This window comes from Arthrobacter sp. PAMC25284, assembly GCF_019443425.1.
Taxonomy (GTDB): Bacteria; Actinomycetota; Actinomycetes; order Actinomycetales; family Micrococcaceae; genus Arthrobacter; species Arthrobacter oryzae_A.
This window is the reverse complement of the sequence record NZ_CP080382.1, coordinates 265,675-282,971: the sequence shown is the minus strand read 5'-3', so window position 1 is coordinate 282,971 and position 17,297 is coordinate 265,675. Positions and strand designations below refer to the sequence as shown.

17 protein-coding genes and 1 riboswitch are annotated in these 17,297 nt (G+C 66.2%); of the genes, 6 read left to right on the top strand and 11 right to left on the bottom strand.

Going from position 1 to position 17,297, the window contains the following annotated elements; all coding sequences use genetic code 11:
• Positions 1 to 4: 4 nt before the first annotated feature.
• Both KY499_RS01340 and KY499_RS01335 read right to left on the bottom strand, forming a co-directional pair.
• The gene (locus KY499_RS01340; RefSeq protein ID WP_258190885.1) at positions 5 to 1,753 is read right to left on the bottom strand and encodes a DUF5671 domain-containing protein; all 1,749 of its coding nucleotides are present in this window, start codon (positions 1,751 to 1,753) and stop codon (positions 5 to 7) included.
• Positions 1,690 to 2,178 carry a hypothetical protein gene (locus KY499_RS01335; RefSeq protein WP_219886076.1) on the bottom strand — a complete coding sequence of 163 codons (489 nt, stop codon included), beginning with the start codon at positions 2,176 to 2,178 and terminating at the stop codon, positions 1,690 to 1,692. The genes KY499_RS01340 and KY499_RS01335 overlap by 64 nt, the downstream gene beginning before the upstream one ends.
• Before the next feature lie 103 nt (positions 2,179 to 2,281).
• On the opposite strand from KY499_RS01335, the gene KY499_RS01330 reads away from it, so the two are divergent.
• A complete protein-coding gene (locus tag KY499_RS01330; RefSeq protein ID WP_219886075.1) occupies positions 2,282 to 3,736 on the top strand; it encodes a DUF5129 domain-containing protein in 1,455 nt (484 codons plus the stop codon).
• Between the two features lie 23 nt (positions 3,737 to 3,759).
• Here KY499_RS01330 and KY499_RS01325 read toward each other — a convergent pair whose 3' ends face one another.
• The 3 genes from KY499_RS01325 to KY499_RS01315 all read right to left on the bottom strand — a co-directional run bounded on the left by KY499_RS01325 (position 3,760) and on the right by KY499_RS01315 (position 6,252).
• Entirely contained in the window at positions 3,760 to 3,954 is a 195-nt protein-coding gene (locus KY499_RS01325) for a DUF1918 domain-containing protein (RefSeq protein WP_123256087.1), read from the bottom strand.
• A gap of 86 nt (positions 3,955 to 4,040) precedes the next feature.
• Positions 4,041 to 5,240, bottom strand: a complete 1,200-nt coding sequence (locus tag KY499_RS01320) for a serine hydrolase (protein ID WP_258190884.1) — start codon at positions 5,238 to 5,240, stop codon at positions 4,041 to 4,043.
• 346 nt (positions 5,241 to 5,586) lie between these two features.
• Complete coding sequence (locus KY499_RS01315; protein ID WP_219886074.1) at positions 5,587 to 6,252, bottom strand: NlpC/P60 family protein; 666 nt, start codon at positions 6,250 to 6,252, stop codon at positions 5,587 to 5,589.
• Between the two features lie 4 nt (positions 6,253 to 6,256).
• Positions 6,257 to 6,423, bottom strand: a riboswitch (cyclic di-AMP (ydaO/yuaA leader).
• A 223-nt stretch (positions 6,424 to 6,646) separates the two neighbouring features.
• Here KY499_RS01315 and KY499_RS01310 point away from each other — a divergent pair.
• Together KY499_RS01310 and KY499_RS01305 are read left to right on the top strand one after the other, a co-directional pair.
• Positions 6,647 to 6,931, top strand: a complete 285-nt coding sequence (locus KY499_RS01310) for a hypothetical protein (RefSeq protein ID WP_219886073.1) — start codon at positions 6,647 to 6,649, stop codon at positions 6,929 to 6,931.
• Positions 6,932 to 6,994: 63 nt separating this feature from the next.
• Positions 6,995 to 8,215, top strand: coding sequence for a trans-acting enoyl reductase family protein (locus KY499_RS01305; RefSeq protein WP_219886072.1), 1,221 nt, complete (start codon positions 6,995 to 6,997; stop codon positions 8,213 to 8,215).
• 53 nt (positions 8,216 to 8,268) lie between these two features.
• Here KY499_RS01305 and KY499_RS01300 read toward each other — a convergent pair whose 3' ends face one another.
• The gene (locus tag KY499_RS01300) at positions 8,269 to 9,480 is read right to left on the bottom strand and encodes a low temperature requirement protein A (protein ID WP_219886071.1); all 1,212 of its coding nucleotides are present in this window, start codon (positions 9,478 to 9,480) and stop codon (positions 8,269 to 8,271) included.
• A gap of 386 nt (positions 9,481 to 9,866) precedes the next feature.
• On the opposite strand from KY499_RS01300, the gene KY499_RS01295 reads away from it, so the two are divergent.
• On the top strand, positions 9,867 to 10,730 hold the full coding sequence (locus tag KY499_RS01295; protein WP_219886070.1) for an alpha/beta fold hydrolase: 864 nt from the start codon (positions 9,867 to 9,869) through the stop codon (positions 10,728 to 10,730).
• A 582-nt stretch (positions 10,731 to 11,312) separates the two neighbouring features.
• Here KY499_RS01295 and KY499_RS17975 read toward each other — a convergent pair.
• Positions 11,313 to 11,726, bottom strand: a complete 414-nt coding sequence (locus tag KY499_RS17975; protein WP_258190883.1) for a hypothetical protein — start codon at positions 11,724 to 11,726, stop codon at positions 11,313 to 11,315.
• A 62-nt stretch (positions 11,727 to 11,788) separates the two neighbouring features.
• On the opposite strand from KY499_RS17975, the gene KY499_RS01290 reads away from it, so the two are divergent.
• Positions 11,789 to 12,277 (top strand): glycoside hydrolase family 16 protein, encoded by a 489-nt coding sequence (locus KY499_RS01290; RefSeq protein WP_258190882.1) that lies wholly within the window; start codon positions 11,789 to 11,791, stop codon positions 12,275 to 12,277.
• 140 nt (positions 12,278 to 12,417) lie between these two features.
• Here the strand turns inward: KY499_RS01290 and KY499_RS01285 are convergent, their stop codons facing one another.
• Genes KY499_RS01285 through KY499_RS01275 form a run of 3 tightly spaced genes read right to left on the bottom strand, consistent with a single transcriptional unit; the run spans position 12,418 to position 14,580 of the window.
• Complete coding sequence (locus tag KY499_RS01285) at positions 12,418 to 12,915, bottom strand: hypothetical protein (protein ID WP_219887068.1); 498 nt, start codon at positions 12,913 to 12,915, stop codon at positions 12,418 to 12,420.
• Positions 12,912 to 13,370: a universal stress protein gene (locus tag KY499_RS01280; protein WP_219886069.1), complete on the bottom strand. Its 459-nt coding sequence runs from the start codon at positions 13,368 to 13,370 to the stop codon at positions 12,912 to 12,914. Before KY499_RS01280 ends, KY499_RS01285 begins: the two co-directional genes overlap by 4 nt.
• Positions 13,371 to 13,425: 55 nt before the next feature.
• Positions 13,426 to 14,580, bottom strand: a complete 1,155-nt coding sequence (locus tag KY499_RS01275) for an FAD-dependent monooxygenase (RefSeq protein ID WP_219886068.1) — start codon at positions 14,578 to 14,580, stop codon at positions 13,426 to 13,428.
• A 308-nt stretch (positions 14,581 to 14,888) separates the two neighbouring features.
• Between KY499_RS01275 and KY499_RS01270 the strand changes: the two genes are divergently transcribed.
• Positions 14,889 to 15,191: a putative quinol monooxygenase gene (locus KY499_RS01270; RefSeq protein ID WP_183164566.1), complete on the top strand. Its 303-nt coding sequence runs from the start codon at positions 14,889 to 14,891 to the stop codon at positions 15,189 to 15,191.
• A gap of 441 nt (positions 15,192 to 15,632) precedes the next feature.
• Here the strand turns inward: KY499_RS01270 and KY499_RS01265 are convergent, their stop codons facing one another.
• A complete protein-coding gene (locus KY499_RS01265) occupies positions 15,633 to 16,781 on the bottom strand; it encodes a hypothetical protein (RefSeq protein ID WP_219886067.1) in 1,149 nt (382 codons plus the stop codon).
• Positions 16,782 to 17,297: the final 516 nt, after the last annotated feature.

The window sequence follows — 17,297 nt, the reverse complement described above, 5'->3', positions numbered from 1 at the left end:
CGTCTCAGCCCAGCAGCGGGATTGTCTCGATGCTGCCGTCGGGAGCCACAATGACCAGCACCCGATTCCCACTCACGCCTGCCAACGCCGCGATCAGCCTTGTTTCGAGCATCCCGCCGGGTCCGGCGGCCTCGGCCCCGTTGCCTGCAGTATCGCCGGCATCGGCGCGGGCCCAGACGGTGACCCCCGCTCCGGTAGCCTCACCGATCGCCCGTTGCAGCGGTCCGGAATCGGAACCGGTAACCAGGATGACGTGCCCGATGTTCCGTTGCCGCGGCTGCCCTGCCGCGGCCAGAATTTCCCGGTCTCTTCGCCAGGCCGCGAAATGGTAGCCCGCCGCCAGTCCGGTGGCCGCCAGCAGCCCCAGCGGAGCACGGATGCGGTCGATCAGGCTTCCGCCGAAGACGTCGTCCAAGGCGAATTCGAACAACCGGAAACCAATCACGAGCAGCGTGATAACCACGGCCACGGCGCTCAGGCCAAAGACCGCCAGCAGGTAGACTCGTCGGGCGTTCAGCCAGGGTTCTCCCGCCCGGGTCTGGTCCCGGGGCCGCCAGGCAAGCCACCAGACCGGACCGCCCACGGCCAGCGAACTGATTCCGCCCAGCAGCAGACTCCGCACCCCGGACCCCGCGAGCGGTGCGGTTGTTATGGCGAGCGTTGCGTTCACGATCACACCGACCCCGGAGGCCGCCGCGACGAGCGCGACGCCGGATGTCACCAGCCTTCCGCCGTGGCCTGCGCTCCCCGGGCGCTCACGTGCAATGCCCCGGTGGTAGACCCAGACGATCGAGCCGACAGCCGCAGCGGCGACGGCAGGCCCCAGCGGTTCCAGGAGTATTTCGATCGCGTCCGCGGGATCGAACAGCAGCCGGAGCACCACAAAAAGGGCCACGCCGGCGCCGCCGAGGGCGAGGATGCCGGCACCGAGCACTCCCGCTGTAATCAGCGCAACGTCGGCGAGGCCGCCGCGGAGCCGCCGGACGCCGGCGTACTTCCAGTGCCACCACCACAGCAGGGAACCACCGGTCGCCCAGATGAGGGTTTGCAGCCCGGACAGCCACCACGGCCTGCCCACAGATGCGCCAGCGCCCAGGAGTGCCGCATCAAACAGCAGGGCCAGCGCAGACACGGCACCGCCGACGCCGATCACCAGCCCCAGGACGGACCCGAGGACGGCGGGGACACCCGCCAGGCGTGTCGGGCTCTTGAGCCCGTGCCGCACTATCCACACATGCCAGGCCCACACCGCCGCCCAGGCCACGCCGGCGGCCAGCGACAGCCTCCACTGCACCTGTTCCCCTCCGACCAGGGATGCCATGGCCCCCAGAATGCTGCTCGCGGCGATGAGGAGGGAGAGCACATAGATCCCGGCCACGTAGAGTGCCCAGGCGACGGAAGACCTCTCCGCTCCTTCGCCCAGCCGCCGCCAGACGGCCCACCACAGCAGCAGGGCAAGGGGTGCCCCGATCAGGGTGAAGGCCAGCGACAAGGCCAGGCCGGAGACGTCATCCGCGATGAGTTCACTGCCGGTCACGGCAAGCCGGCCCAGCAGCCCGCCGAGTCCGGTGGCCGCGATGACCACCAGGACAAATAGCAGGGCGTAAACGATCAGACGCCGGACAGTGCGCTGGGCGGAACGGCCGGTGCGGCGGGTGGCCGCGACAACAGACGCCGGCACGGCCCCGCTCACTGCTTCACGTCCGGGTCCGGGCAGACAGTCAATTGCCAGGGCGCCCTGGCGATCAGCCACGTGTTGCCGCTCCTGATTAGGTCAAAGCCGTCCTCTGTCTGATACTCACCGCTGCCAAACGGGCCGTCAGCGCCGGACTCGGTCATCAGCACCCTGACATCTGCGGTGTCCGTCCGCTCCGTCGTCGAAACTAGCGTGACCCGGAGGTTCCGGGCGAACGGCCGGCCGAAGGCGTCGCAGTTCTTCCCCGCGGCGTCACTCAAATAGGCCGCCGCGGCGGCCTCATCGCCATCGATCACGGCCGCGGAATAGCGCTGCACAACGCCGGCGGGTGTGGTTTCGCCGAGCTGTGGCGGTGCCCCGCGGGTGAAGACCACCACCAGAGCGACAATGACGAGCACCGCGATCACGGAAACAACAATCAAAAGGGTCCGGTCCGGTCGTCCGGAGGGCTGCGGTACCGGTTCCTCCGGCGCTTCATTCATGCCGCCAGTATGGACGAAGACAGGCGGGGCGTCACGATGTCTTACGACCCAATAAGCCCGGCCGTCCGTCGACGGGGCGGATACCAGCCACTAGGCTCGGAAAATGGGAATCATGCGCAAGATCATGGCGGTTATGGCATTGCTGGTGATCGGACTGCTTGGCGGAGCCGGCGCGGCACTCGCCTTCCCGCCGGCGGAGGTCCTGGTGGAGGACCGCGCGGGGGTCCTGGACGGCAACACGCTCCTGCCCGCCGTTCGGTCGATCGAGTTCTACGAACCGACCACGGTTGCCGTCTACACGTATAACGGCGCGGCGTCAGACAACCTGAACGAGGAGGTCCTGCGCTTTGCCCGCGCGGAACACCCGGAGTGGATCAGCCAGGACGGACAAAAGTGGGCTGATGGCCTGTTCATCTTCGCCCTGGACCCGGTGGGACGGCATGTCGGGACCTACATGGGTGAGGACCGGAAAGTCTCACTGCAACAGCGCGAGGACATCCAGGATGCGTCCAAGGAGCTGTTGCGGGACGCCCAGTGGACAGAGGGCACGATTGCCGGAATCCGCCGCGGCGCGGAATTGATCAACCAGCCGTGGTACCGCTCGACGGCGTTCCTCGTCACTGCGTGGACGTCCGCCGTCGTGACCGTCACGGGTGCCACGGTGTGGCTGATTGTGCGCTGGCGGACGAGGGTGGACAGCCGGCGGGAGCTGGCCCGCGGCGACGCCGGCTACGCAAACGTCACCATGGACCTGCAGGTCACCGAGCTCAACGCGGGCACCATCCCGGCGTCCTCGCGCTACGGGGGGACGGTCCTGGAAAAACACCGCACCTTCCTCAGCCGGTACAACACCGCCACGGGGCTCTCCAACCGGGTGCATGACCTCGGCGGCAAGGAACTCAGCCGGCGGTCCAACCTGAAACTGATCCGCAGCTATGCCGACGCCACGGCGGAGCTGGACGCACTCGATGACGTCATTGCCGATACAAACGCCCTGCTCAACCGCGGGTCCACGTGGGCAGCAGCCTGGGACCGGCAACTGGCGCCATTCCGCGACGACTTGGAAGAGTTGGAGCCGATGCTCGGCAAATCCCATGCCGAGGGCGATTCGGCGACAGCGGCAGTGCTGCGATCCTTCCGCTCGCAAAGCGGGAGCGACCTCGAACTCTGGACGTCAGAGCTGGCAGACGGGACGATCAGTCCCGAGACGGCCCTTGATCGGCTGCGGGACGCCCGGACCCAGCTTTCCGAATTACTGAAGGATCATGCCGACACCGTTATTGCCGGTTACGCCCGCAACAAGAAGGAATCGAAGCTGATGCGAAAGAACATGGAGAAAGCACAGGCGGGAACCCCGGACGGCTACGGGCGCGCATACGAACCGAGCATCCTCGGGACGGTTTATCCGTCCTACTACTTCTTCTCCGTCCCGACGTTCAGCAACGGACTGTCCTCGGGCGTCAGCAGCGTCAGCAGCGCCCGCGGTGGCGGCTCCACGACCGGCTACGGCTCCAGCGGCGGAAGCTTCTCCGGATCCGGTAGTTCGTCGAACTTCTAGATGTCAGTTGCGGGCCCGGCCGTTCAGGTCACCGTCCCGCTGCCTTCGACGACGAAGTCGCCGCCGGGAAACAGGATGGTCTCGTGGCCGTCGTCGAACCGGACGTAGTACGGCGGTGTGCCGTCCTCACCCCGGACTTCAAGGATCTGTCCGTGCCTGTCCGCTGACTCGACTGTGGTGCCGCGGATGATGATGCGGTCTCCTGGAGCTGCTTTCATGGTATTCACCTCCCCTCCCCAGCGTACGTAGGTCCGCCAGGAAGCGGAATCGCCCGACTGCATCGCATACGGTTTTCGCTCCGGCCTCAGAACAGTGCATCGGATACCACCGCGGCTACTTCCCTGATGACAGCGGCCCGGGCGTCCATATCGGACAGGCCCCGGCCACGGGTGTAAACCACCAGGACGAAGGCCCTGCCCTCCTGGGCCAGGATGGCCGCGTCATGCAGGTTCGCGGAGAGCAGACCGTATTTGTGGAAGACCGCGACGCCGGGCGGGACCGCGGCGGGGATCAACGTTTCGTAGTTGGTGTTCTGCATGTAGGACAGCAGTTGCGCGGTGTTCTGCGGGTTCAGGAGATCCCCCCGATGCAGCAGGGCGAGGATCCGGGCCATGTCCGCCGGCGTCAGGGCGTTCACGCTGCGGTCATAGTCGATGCCGAGGCCGGCGGCGTAGTCACGCAGGCCCTGCTTTCCGAGGACGCCGAGGATCAAGGCCCACGAGTCGTTGTTGCTCTGCTGGACCATTTGGCGGATCTGTACGCCTGCGGTGGAAGAACCCAGCCGGTCCGTCAGCGCCCCCTGACCGGATTCAACCCGGTGGTACAAGGCGGCCGCGGCGAGGATCTTGCCCGTGCTGGCAGCCACGAACCCGGACGGAACCCCGTACTCATGAACAGCATCGTCGATGGCGTCGTCCGAGACATCGATCAGGGCAATTCCCAGGTCATAGGAAGTGTTGGCCGCGATGATGGCATTGATCCGTTCCTCCAGCTGGGGGCCTATCGGCGTCACCGCGCGTGCGGGTATAACGTCGCCGTCCCGGGGGCTGGGATCCTCAGCGGGCGCCGTCGTGGCCGTGTTCATAGGTCCCGGACCCGCAGGACCGGAAGGGACCACCACGCCGGGTGTGACCTGCGGAAAAACGGCCGGGGCGGGGGCAGTTGCCGTGCGCGGCAGAACGAAGGCTGGCGGGCGCGCGTCGGTGCCGGCGGCGGACATTGCGCCGGAGCCGGACTCTGGCGCCGCACTGGACCTGCCCGCCGGCGCCGGTCCGGCCTGGACCGTTGCGTACACGGTGCTGGCGGTGAGCAGGGTCAGCGCGGTGAGGACGGCGAGCAGCATCCGCGGCCGCAGTGCGGCCGGACGAATTGATGTGCGCTGGGCAGCGGGTTGAACGCCGGCGGACAGGTGCCGGGCGCCCTCCATGTGACTGCCGCGGGCATGGCGCCCGGGCAGATCGTTGGGCTGAACCGCAGGTTGCCGGATGGAGTGCTTTGCAGGCATGATCTCTCCCCCCAAGTATCTGGCCGCGGGGGGCCACTAGGGTCCCTGCATTCTGCATCCGAAGAGAAACGCCTGCAAGAGCCCAACCCTTGGAAATCCTGTAGTCCGCCCCGCCTATTGGCCCGGGCCCAAGGATTCTCGGGCAGAATTTCCCCCGGCGCCGTGTTCTGGAGGGGCATCTTGGGGCGCGTTCCGGCGGATGGGCCTGATCGGTGAGTGCTGGCTTTACATCCATCCGGTGCTGCCGGGAGCGGGAAGTCCCCTGCTCAGGGACGCGTCGGTCCGGACCAGCCTCCGGCCACTCGAGGTCCGGACTTTTGGCAACGGCTCCGTGCTGCTGCGCTGCTTAGGCGCGGACGAACGTCACGCCGCCGGTGGCGGTGAGCCAGGACAGCGGGTGCACAACAGTCTGGTTGGCACCGTTCATGCCACTGCTGATGACCTGGCCGTTCCCGGCGTAAATCCCCACGTGGCCGGACTGGACGACCATGTCACCGGGCTGGGGATCGCCGACGACGGTGCCGTGGTTCAGGAACTGGCGGGGACCGAGATCGCCGACCGGCTTTCCGGCTGCACCAAGAGCCCTTTCCACCAGGACAGTGCAGTCCTGGGTCATTCCCAGCTGGCCATAAGCAGCGGCGAGCATCGTCGCGTTGCGGCCGCCTGCCGGGGCTGCAGCCGGAGCAGCGGCCGGGGCTGCCTGAATTGCTACTGCCGCCTTCGGAGCGGCCGCCCGAACGGGGGCGGCCGGAGCTGCTGCCACAGGCTTGGGCTGTTCAACGACGGGTGCCGCCGTGGAGGCGACGGCGGGGCGTTCGAAGCTGATCTGGACCGTTGAATCAGCACTAACGGGTGCTGCGACCTGGGTCGCAAGATTAAGGGTCGAGGCCGGGGCGGCGGCCTGCTCGGCGGGGGCGCCGGCGGCGTTGGCTGCAATTCCGCTGGCCAGGATCATGCCCGATGCAGCGGCGAGAACGGCGGCTTGGCGCGCGAAAGTATTGATTGAAGACATAGCTGTAACCTCTCCCAATGCCTGCGAGGTGAGCTGTCGGATTCGGATGGGAGGCACCCGGCCGCGTCTGGGCCCGTCATGCGGGCACTGTGCGGCTTCACCCCAAGACCGGCCAGGTGGCGGGTCGGAAGTGGTTTCCCCGTCTCTGCCGGACGTTGGTTCTGGATGTCCCCGCGGCCGCGGCAGAGTTAGGCAATCGGCTGGGGAGCGCCCGAAAAGAAGATAACGGGCTGATAACTACAATACCGACCCGGAGGCCTATTGTCACATTAGGGTAACGAACGGCGTGGCGGTCGTTATCAACTCGATTTGTATCGTAGGCAAACGCCCTGGGACTGCCGGGTCCCTGGCATAGGATGGTGCCATCAGCCCGTCCCGGTACCGGAGGCCCCAAATGCCCAGTCCCTGCGTCGCCATCTGCCAGTTGAGTGCCCAGCCTCGGGAGGACTTCAACGTCAATACCGAGATGCTGATCCTGGAGGACCGGGAAGTTCATGTGGGAACCTGGGATGCCGAGCCCCGCGACGGCGGCTTTGATGCCCATGTCCTCAACGACCGGGCGGACGCGATGGGATTTATGGTGGTCACCGACTGGGAGTATCTGGACGGCAGGGCCTACGCGGTGGTGGAACGACGCCGGGGCAAGGTGCCCACAGGAGCATCGGACGGGCCTGGTTAGTCCCGGCCCAACGGCACGACTCCCACGACTCCCACGACTCCCACCGGAACAGAGCCCCGGCCTATGAACCAGCCCCTCGACCTCATCGTTTTCGGTGCCACGGGCTTTACCGGCCGTCTCGTGGCCGAATACCTTCAGCGCACCTATGGCACCGGCAACACGCTTCGTTGGGCCCTGGCCGGCCGCGATCCGGTGCGGTTGGCGGCGGTACGTGACGCGATCGGCGCAGATCCGGGGCTGCCGCTGCTGAGCGCCAATGCGGCGGACCCGGACACCATGACCGGGCTGGCGGCACGCACGCGCGCCGTGCTCAGCACTGTCGGCCCCTATCAGCGCCACGGCGAGGCACTGGTGGCCGCCTGCGCTGCTGCCGGCACCGACTACGTCGATCTCTGCGGCGAGCCGGTGTGGATGGCGGCCATGATCCCGCGATTGCAGGCTCCGGCGTCGGCGAGCGGCGCGCGGATCGTATTCTCCTGCGGCTTCGATTCGATTCCCTTTGACCTCGGCGTTATGTTTCTGCAAAACCAGGCGATGCACCGTTTCGGCGAGCCGCTGGTGCGCGTGCGTGGCCGCGTGTGCGCGATTCAGGGTGGGCTCTCAGGCGGCACGATCGCCAGCGCGCTGGCCACTGTCGAGCAGCTGCGGCGCGATCCCGCCGCGGCGCGCACCATGGCAGACCCGTTCGCGCTGACGCCGGGTTTTCGCGGCCCGGCGCAGCCTGACAGCGCTGGGGCCGAGTATGACGACGCGGCCGGCGGCTGGACGGCGCCCTTTCTGATGGCGCCGATTAACACCAAAAACGTGCACCGCACCAATGCGCTTCGCGGCCACCCCTGGGGCCGGGACTTCGTCTACGACGAACGCATGCTGACCGGCGGCGGCGAAAGCGGCAAGGCACGCGCCCGCCGGATGGCGCTGACGAACCGGCTGCAGGAGCGGCTGCTCGGCTTTGCCCCGTCACGCAAACTGCTGCAGCGCTTCGTGCTGCCCAGGCCGGGCATGGGGCCGGATGCGCGGGAGCGCGAAAGCGGGAGCTACGAACTGCTGTTCATTGGCGAGACGACCGACGGCACCGAGCTGCGGGCCCGGGTCAGGGGTGATGCAGACCCCGGCTACGGATCAACGTCGAAGATGATCAGCGAGAGCGCACTGTGCCTGCTGCAGGACGTGGACCGCAAGGAAACTGCGGGCGGGGTCTGGACCCCGGGAGCAGCGATGGGGACGGCGCTGCTGCGGCGCCTGCAGGCCAGCGCCGGGCTCGAATTCACGATTGTCGCTTGATGATGGGACGGACAGTGTGAAGGTATCGTCGCTGTCAGATTTCTTGTTGAACCTTAGTGGTTGGCAACTTCGTCCCGGTCGCCTTCGCGGTGGGCCTTGATGCTGTCGGCGATCGCCATGGCGACGAGTACCAGCACGCTGAGGGCCGCCGCGCCGAGTTTCGGCAGCGGCAGGGTCGCCACGGTGAGGATGGCCAGCGTGAGGAACGCCACGGGCCGGGACGCCGGCAGATCCCCGTCAACCCGCCACAGGTACCAGCCCTGGGCGAGGACAAATGTGGCGGGGCCGCCGAAGATCATCAGGTTGGTAAATACATCGGTCTGCTCCAGCGGGTGGGCAATCGCGATCTCGTCGCCAACGGCCGCCAGGATCAGGCCCGCCACCATGCCCATCAGCGCGTAGATGGCCATACGGCTAAGCCGGGCCGGGTCTGAGCTCTTCTTCAGCGTCTCCATCGTGACCCCCTCGGAGCGGCGGAAGTAGCTCCACCACAGCGCAATGGTGCCGATGATCGCCACGCCGGTGGCGACGACTGCGGGCACGTCCAGCTTGGCCCCGACCAGGCTGGAGCCGGAAACGAGGATCGTGTCGCCCAGCGCGATGAGGAGGAAGAGCCTGCATCGCTCGATGAGATGCTCCCCGACAAAGGGAAAGTCCCGGGTGTCCGTCTTCCGCCCCGGAAGCGGATGCGCGGCGACGAATCCGAGCAGGTCGATCAAGGTCGCAACACCCCACAGCGCGAGCCTGAGTTCGCCCTCCGCGATAGCGCCGCCGATCCACAGCACGGCCGTGCCAAGCGTCCAGATCAGCGTCCGCCCGTGGTGATCGTGCATGATCCGCTCCAGCCCGAGCCGGAGCGCCCAGAGGTTCCTCCCGACCTGAATGGTGAGATACACGCCAACGAAGAGCCAGCCGCCTTCGCCGAAGGCATCCCCCAGCGCCCCGTTCATAAACAGCGCGAGGGTCATCACGGCCAGCAGGAGCCAGCGAACCGGGTTCCTCTCGGTGTCCGTCAGGGAGGCGATCCAGGTCGTGAAGGACCAGACACTGAAGACCGCAAGGAACAGGATGGCCGTCTGCGCCGCTCCCACCCAGTCCCGGTGCTCAAGCAAATGATGCGAGAGCTGGTTCAGCGCGAAGACATAGACCAGATCGAAGAGGAGTTCCAAGGGCCGGACCTCAGTGTTCTCCGGGTGCCTGGTCAGGCCGGCAGCGCTCTTGTTTCCCGCGGTGCCGTCGTGCGCCTCGTGGTCAGGTTCCTGCATGGTGCCCTCCTGGGTAGGCCGGCCGAGGAGGCCTGAGCAGACATCTCCGCCTGCGCGTCCCCCTCGGATCCGCCCGGCCGTGCTGGGTACTGTGCGCTGAGTACAGTGCGTTGCGTACAGTTTGCCACGCGCCGCCTCAGGGATGCCGCCTCAAGCGGAGCCGGAATTGGCGAATGCGTGCAAAAACTCCAACATAAGTTACCGGTCAGTAGATTTATCGCCGCAAAGGCGTTGCACAAGTGTGCAGACATGACCCGTCAGCGGATGCCCTTTCCTAGCATTGGGAAATGGAGGTGAGCCGGATCACAGCGGGGGCAGATCCGGTAGAAGACCCTCCGCCACGCCAACCCCTCACCGTCGAGGGGTCCGACCGGTAAAGGTAGTCCATGTCCCACATTTCGAAAGTCAAACCCGCCGCGCTCGCCGTTATTGGCCTTCTTTGCGCCTCGATCCTCGCAGCGCCGGCGGCCCAGGCCGACACCACAGACATCTCCCCTCCCGGGGCGAACGACTGGAGCTGCCAGCCTTCGGCAGAGCACCCATACCCGGTGGTGCTCGTGCCCGGAACCTTTGAGAGCATGGCCAAGAACTGGGCCACCATGTCGCCCTATCTGAAGAACGCGGGCTATTGCGTGTACGCCCTGAATTACGGCAAGACCAACGGCATCGATGCCTCCGGACCGGTGGCCGAGTCCGCCCGGCAGCTCGCCCCGTTCGTCGACGCAGTACTGGGTGCGACCGGGGCGAAGAAGGTGAATCTTGTCGGCCACAGCCAGGGCGGCATGATGCCGCGCTACTACATGGGCTTCCTGAACGGCGCCAAGAAGGTCAACCAGCTGGTCGGCATCGCCCCGTCCAACCACGGCACCCAGGGCGTTATCCTGCCGCCGCCGGACTTCGTGCCGCCGGTAACCTCGGCAGGCGGCGACGGTTGCCAGGCCTGCGCGGACCAGCAGGCCGGGTCCGCGTTCCTCACGGAGCTGAACTCGATCGGCGACACGGTGCCAGGGCCGGCCTACACGGTGCTGTCCACGAAATACGACGAAGTTGTTACCCCCTATCAGAGCCAGTTCCTTGCCGGCTCCACGAAGAAGATCACCAATATCACCATCCAAGACAAATGCCCGGCGGACGTTTTCGAACACGACCAGGCGCCCAACGACCGCGTAGTGCAGCAACTGGTGGCCAACGCCCTCGGCCGGCCCGCAGGAACTCCGGCAGACGCCGCGTACCAGCCGAGCTGTATCTAGCGCCGCCTCCCCCGGGCCGGTTCCCATAACGGCGGGTGACGCCACCTGTGACCCGCCGTTATGCAGGCCGCCAAAAAATCTTCGACCCAACGGCGACCGGCCTAGCTCGACGGTGCCACGCCGGCGTCCCGGCACGAACCCTGACGTCGGCGCTGGTCAAGGGCTGGTTCCGCGCCCGAGCCCCGCGGTGCGCGTAGCCCTGAGTGACGGGCTGGAGCTCCTGCAGGCCCAGCGCAGGAGGGAAAACCGGGGGACGGCTCCTTGCCCGGGAAGGTAACGATCCAGTAACGTTGGCGGCTGGCCGTGACGGTATGTCCCTAAATACGGGGTCCCGGGTCCCCGGTCATCGGGGCCCGCCCCGCCGTCACTACCCGTTCGCTCCGGCCTCTGTGGCCGGAGCCGGATCACACTTTCCGTACCCGCCCTCGCCCCGGTAGCAGGACGGGTACGCCAGTCCTACGCCCGGAGGGGTTCCTTGTTCAAGAAAATCGCAATCGTAATGACCATGGGGGCGCTGTCCTTAACAGGCTGCAGCGCCGCTCCCGGCATGCAGGCGGCCACAGCACCGTCATCCCCGTCCGATCAGGCTCCCTTGACCGGCGCCGCGGCAGCGGGATCTTCGGACGCCGGCACCGCCACTGACGGACCCGCAATTGACGAGTCCGAAGTTCCGGCCGGTGAGACCTCCGACGTCGCCGTCGAAGGATCCGACGACACCGCGGACGGGACCGTCGCCGCCGACGGTTCGGCCGCACCGGCCGCTGGTGCGGCGCCCGGCGCCGGGGCATCCCGCGTCGAACTTAACACTCCCCCCGCAGGCACGACGCCGGCAGCCGCGGCCCCGCCTGCTGTCGCCCCGATCATGCCCCAGGCCGCCGTGGCGGCCACCAGCAATGGCGCCCAGGCCGCCAGCAACTTTGGCTGGGGACCGGTTGTTGCCGGTGACGAATTCTCCAACACCGGGGCCCCGGACTCCACCAAGTGGAGCGTCTTCAAGGGCACCGGCCACGCCGGCAAGGGTATTCGATCCGCCGCGGCCCTGGTCCGTTGCCAATGGCGTGGCGACGGTCAGCGGCGACGCTTCCGGCACCACCGGCGGCATGTCCGCGAAGTTCGCGCAGCAGAAGTACGGCCGCTGGGAAGTACGGATGAAGACCAGCGCCCGGGACCCGAAGTACCACCCGGTCGCGATTCTCTGGCCCAACCGTGGCACCGGTGCGACGAACTGCCCCGAGATCGACTTCGCCGAGGGCAGCACCGACACGACCACCATGAAGTTCTTCCTGCACTACAAGTGCAGCGGATCGGACTTCCAGACCTACTCAAAGACCGTGATCGACAGCACCCAGTGGCACAACTACGCCGTTGAGTGGACACCCGCCGGCATCACGGGATTCATCGACGGTGTGAAGACGTTCAGCGATACCAACCCGGCACACCAGCCGACGGTCGGTATGCACCAGACGCTGCAGCTCGACTGGTTCCCCGATGGTTCGGCCACCAAGCCGTCCCAGATGCACGTCGACTGGGTCCGCGTCTACAAGTAACACCGGTTTTACGCATCTCCGGCTCCAGCGCGGTGTGTACGGCATCAGGCTGCCCGCCCCGTGGGATATTCACGGGGCGGGCAGCCGTTCGTATTCCCGCACCATTGTTTTGCTGCACTGTGCTCCGGTGCGCTGCCGGGTTAGTCGCGCTTCCCGGCGAGCGCTTGTATCGCCGGGGGCGTCGCGCGGCCCAGGCGCCCGTCGAGGGCGACCCGCAACCTGGCCGCGGCCGCCTGGACCCGGCGCTCTTCCGCTGCCTGGTGCCCACCGGCCCCTAAAACCTGCCGGGGCGCCTGGGTGCCGGCTGTGGTCCCCCCGGCTTCCGGCGTGACGGACTTCCACGCGATGTCGAGCAGTTCGAGTTCATCAGGAGCGGCCAGTGGGCTGCGGGCCAGGACCGCGAGCGTCGCCAGCCCGAGCGCCCTTCCATTCGCGTTGGGGCCGAGTGCCTGGTCCAGGGCCCACTGGGTCCGCTTCCACCATTCGGCGCGGTTGTCGGCAACGGCCTTCTGCTGCACCGTCCGCCACGCCATATAAGCCCCGATGGCCGCCGCCACGAGCACCGCCAACGGGCCAAGCGCGCCCGCAACCTGCCACCATTCCGCGGGGACGGACCCGACCTCCTGAAAGCCGCTCACCTGCCCCTCGGCCGGGCGACGAGGACGGGGCAGGGGGCGTGGCTAATCACCTGATGGGACACCGACCCCAGATGCAGCCCGGGAAAGCCCCCGTGACCGCGGGAGCCGACGACGACCAGATCGGCGTCGCGGGCGGCATCAAGGATGGCCGACGCCGGTGAATCACTGTGGACGACCTCCCCGGTGGCGTCCGCGCCTTCACGCCTTGCGATCATCAGGGCTTCGGCCTGCACCGTTTCGGCAACGCGTTCGGGGGAATCGGCGGCAAAAATCTGTCCCTCGGCGGATCCCAGCATCGTTGGATACCAGGTCAGCGCGGGCCGGCTCCAGACCGTCACGAGGTGCAACCGGCCCCCGCGCAGGCGGGCCTCCTCCATGGCCAGGTTCAATGCCGCTTGGGAATGCTCGGACCCGTCGAAACCCACGACGATCCCGAATAAACTATGGCTGGTCATGTCCGTGTCCTATTCACTAGCCTGCAGAATAATCGTAGAACTCGGGCCGGGCTGCTCACAGTGCCGCCCCGGATTTGCCGATCAGGTTGGACCCGATCAGGCCGCCCACGCCCGGAACCCGCATGAGCCGTATCGCCATCCGTCGCATGATGCTGGCACGCCGGGTCGCCGGGACGAACCAGCCCGCGGCGTCCGCACCGGCCCGCTGGTGGTCCTCCACCTCGGACCGCCATCCCGTTTCGAAGGCGGATAGCGCCCGGCCGATGTCCGGCTCCAGTCGGAGGTGGTCGGCCAGGAGATAGGCCCCGGCCATCCCGAGGGAAGCCCCCTGGCCAGCGAGCAATGAAACGGCTGCGGCGGCGTCGCCGAGCAGGACCACCCGCCCGGTGTGCCAACAGGGCATCCTGATCTGGGCGACCTGATCGTAGTAGAAGTCTTCCGGGCACTCGGCGAGCGCCTCCGGGCAGATCCAGCCCAGAGCACAGTATCTGGACTGCAGCAGCGACTGCGGGTCCGGAGGCCTGGCGGGGTCGTCGGTCCGGTGAACGGCCAGGACAGCGGTCCGGCCGTCACGCAGCCGGTAGAAAAACATCGACTCGTTCCGGGTGTCGGTAACAGCTACCCGGTCCCCTACCAATGCACCCAGGTGTGCGTCATCGACATAGTAGGCCGCCACATGGAAACCCAGGAAGCAAAAGAAGTCCTTCTCCGGCCCGAAGAGCAGCGACCGGACGGTCGAGTGAATCCCGTCGGCACCAACCAGCAGTTCCCCCTCCAGCAGGCTCCCGTCGTCGAGGGTCGCCGTGACGCCGTCGTCTCCCTGCCCGACGGCGGTAATTGTCCGGCCATAGCGGACCACCACGTCCGGCGGAAGCGCTTCGCGGATGGCACATTCCAAATCCGGGCGCAGGATGCTGGTGAAATCGCCGCTGACAACCTTGGAGAACCGGGCGAACGGAAGGCTGGCGCGGCTCCGCCCGCGCGAATCCACGTAATCCACCCGCGGGATCTGGTAGCCCAGTTCGCGGATCCGCGGAATGATGCCCAGCTTTTCTGCAGCCTCCCAGCCCCGGCCGAAGAAGTCGATCATATAGCCCTGGGGCCTCGGACCCATGGCGTGATCCACAATCACCACCTGCCAGCCGTTCCGGGCCAGGAACGCCCCGGCGGAGAGTCCGCTGATTCCGGCGCCACAAATAATCACCTTCACTGCAACTCCTCCTTCCTGCTGCCAGGCGCGATCACCCCCATCGTTGCAATCTACGCTCGTGCGGCTGCCTGCCTCCAGCCGTTCCGGAGTTCGCGGAGCTCATGCGGCTTCGGGCGTGGCCCGTCGGTGCGGGCATCACGACGCTGAAATGCTCATTGACGGCCGCATCCGCGGCGAGCAAACTGAAGTCGAAACCGCCCTGCGGCCCCAAACGCTGGATGCACCCCACGTCTGGCAAACGTCCAGCCGGTGCCGATTCGGCGGAACACGTTCGGCGGAGCACATTCCGGGAGCACGGAGGACCAGCCATGATCGTCATACGCTTCAAGATGCGGTGCCGGCCCGAGAAAACCCCACAACTCAGGGCGGCGCTTGAACAGGTCATCGCGCCGAGTCGCCAGGTGGCTGGGGTAATCGACTTCGACATCGCCCACGACCTCGCCGATCCCCATGCCTTCATCGCCACCGAGGTGTTCGAGGATGACGCGGCCCGTGAACGCCAGGAGTCGCTGCCTGAGGTCCACGCCGTCATGGCACTGTTTCCGGAGTGTCTGACCACGGATCCGGAAGCCACCCTCTACCGGGTCGAGTCGTCAGAGGAAGCAACGTAGGAAGATTTCACCGGTATACGCGGATCCAATCAACGTGCAGCCGGCTTGGCGTTGTGGGACCACCATTCGGGAACCAGTCCAGCTGGATGGTCTGGTGCATCCCGACCGTGGGTTGGTGCGCGGGGGTCGTATCCGTGAACCAGGCGGCGTCATCGATGTAGCCGGTGATCCCCGCCGGAGACCACTGGACAGCGTGGTTATGCCACTGGGTCGTGTCGATGGTCCGAACGGCACGGGTCTGGAATGCCGCTCCGCTGCAGCGAAGTGCAGGTAGAAGTCCATCGCCGCCGTATTCGAGGTCCCGTCGACGAAATCGACCGCGGCGCAGTTCGGGGACATTTTGTTGTTCGGCCCAAGGAGGAGGACGGGGTGGTATTACGGATCCCGTGCGCCGGTTCTCATCTCATTACGAAGCGCCGTCGACGCCGCCGCGCCCGTCCACTAGCTCCAGAACGGTTCCCGGGCCTTGCCTCGGACCCGTCGAACACTGCCGTGGACATCGGCCCCGGGTCGATCGGCCCCGTTGCCGTAGCTGTAGCCTTCGTGATTTCCACGGTATATGTGGTTGCCCCCGTTGGGGTACTGATCCGCGTGGTTCTCCGGGATAGTCAGGCTGCCCGCAGCACCTGGGGTCTGTTGCGTGTTGACCGCCCGGGTAATTTTGGCCAGCCAGCGCACCGATGCCTTGCCGTAAATACCTGGCGCAGTTTCCATGAGGACCCTGAACTGTTCCGGCGCGGCGCCGGCCAGCCAGTCCAGCGCAGTTCCGGCCTCTGTCTGCAGTGCGTCCGCGCAGGTGCCCTTCCGTTCATTGGTCAGCAGAGTCCACAGCCCGTCTGCCAGCCGGTCCGGCAGCGGAGACTGGAAATCCCCGCTCTGGAGCACTTGATCAAAGGCCCAGATGAGAACGGAGTGGCGTTGACGGTGGAGGGCGTAGCGGAAGCCTGCCCGGATATAGCGCAGGGCCCGGACAGGCGGCGTTACCCCGCCCACCGCGCTCAAACGGCAAAGAACAGACAACCCTTCCGGACTACGGGGTCCCTTAAATGCGAGAACGTCAAACGCGACCAGGCTGGCCACGCTGTAGTCCTCGGCGGAGAAGGCCTTCAGGGCATTCTCAATGCTGCCCTGCTGGCCTGTCGGTGCAACCCGGAGAAGGGCCGCCCAGCGTTTGCAGGCGGGAACGTCCCTGACGAGTTGAATGGCTTCATCGCAGAACGGGACTTTATGGTCTTCGACCATGCGTGCGAAGTAGGCGGAAACACATCGATCAATCGCGTGGCCTACCTCAGCAGGGAGACGGTCCCCGCCACCCAGGATCAGCGCCCACGCCTCCACCTGCTCACGGAGCGGCAATTCAGTGATGAGGTCCGCCAGGACCGGTGCGTGCTCGGCACGAAGGCTGATCCTCGCATACCGAAGATGGTTGATGACATGGCAGGCCGCCTGTTCCCGGGCGGGCGGTGTCATCGACCGGCCGGCGGCCAGGAGCGCTCCGGGATCGGTGTCGAAGAGTGTCTTGACCGCTTCGGGATCGTCGAGGCAATCGTCCCGTCCTATGGTGTCATTCTTGACCTTTGACGCAGCCACTGGTGCTCCTTGAGTTTCTTCCTCGGTGCCGGTGCCCGATTCGCCTGTGGCGGCCAGATTCTTTTCACCATGCCCCCGGCATTTCGAAATTCTGTAAATTACCAATTCATTGGGACCGCGTCTGGGACTACTGTTTTGTCCACCATAGATTCACGACCAAGGCTCCCGTCAAGACCCACCCCGGCGGTCATTTCTCGTAATGAATTAGTTGTCATCTGACTACTTGCTTGGCCGCCGGAAGGAAAAATGCGCAGCGGCTTCGCCGTCCACTCCCACCCGCCGCGTCAACCTGCCGTGCGAAGTCCCGGATTCGCGGGGGTTACGGCAGGTCGGGTTTCCGTACGCGTCCGGCATACGCCCTCGCGGCTGCATTCGGATATTGCTCTTCGCGCAATATCAGGTCGATTCGAAGCAGGAAAAGTCAGGTAATTTTTTGGCGCAAAACAAGTAGCCTTCCAAGTATTCCGGCGGACCGCTGGCGATACAGACTCCGGGCAACATATTATTAATATGACA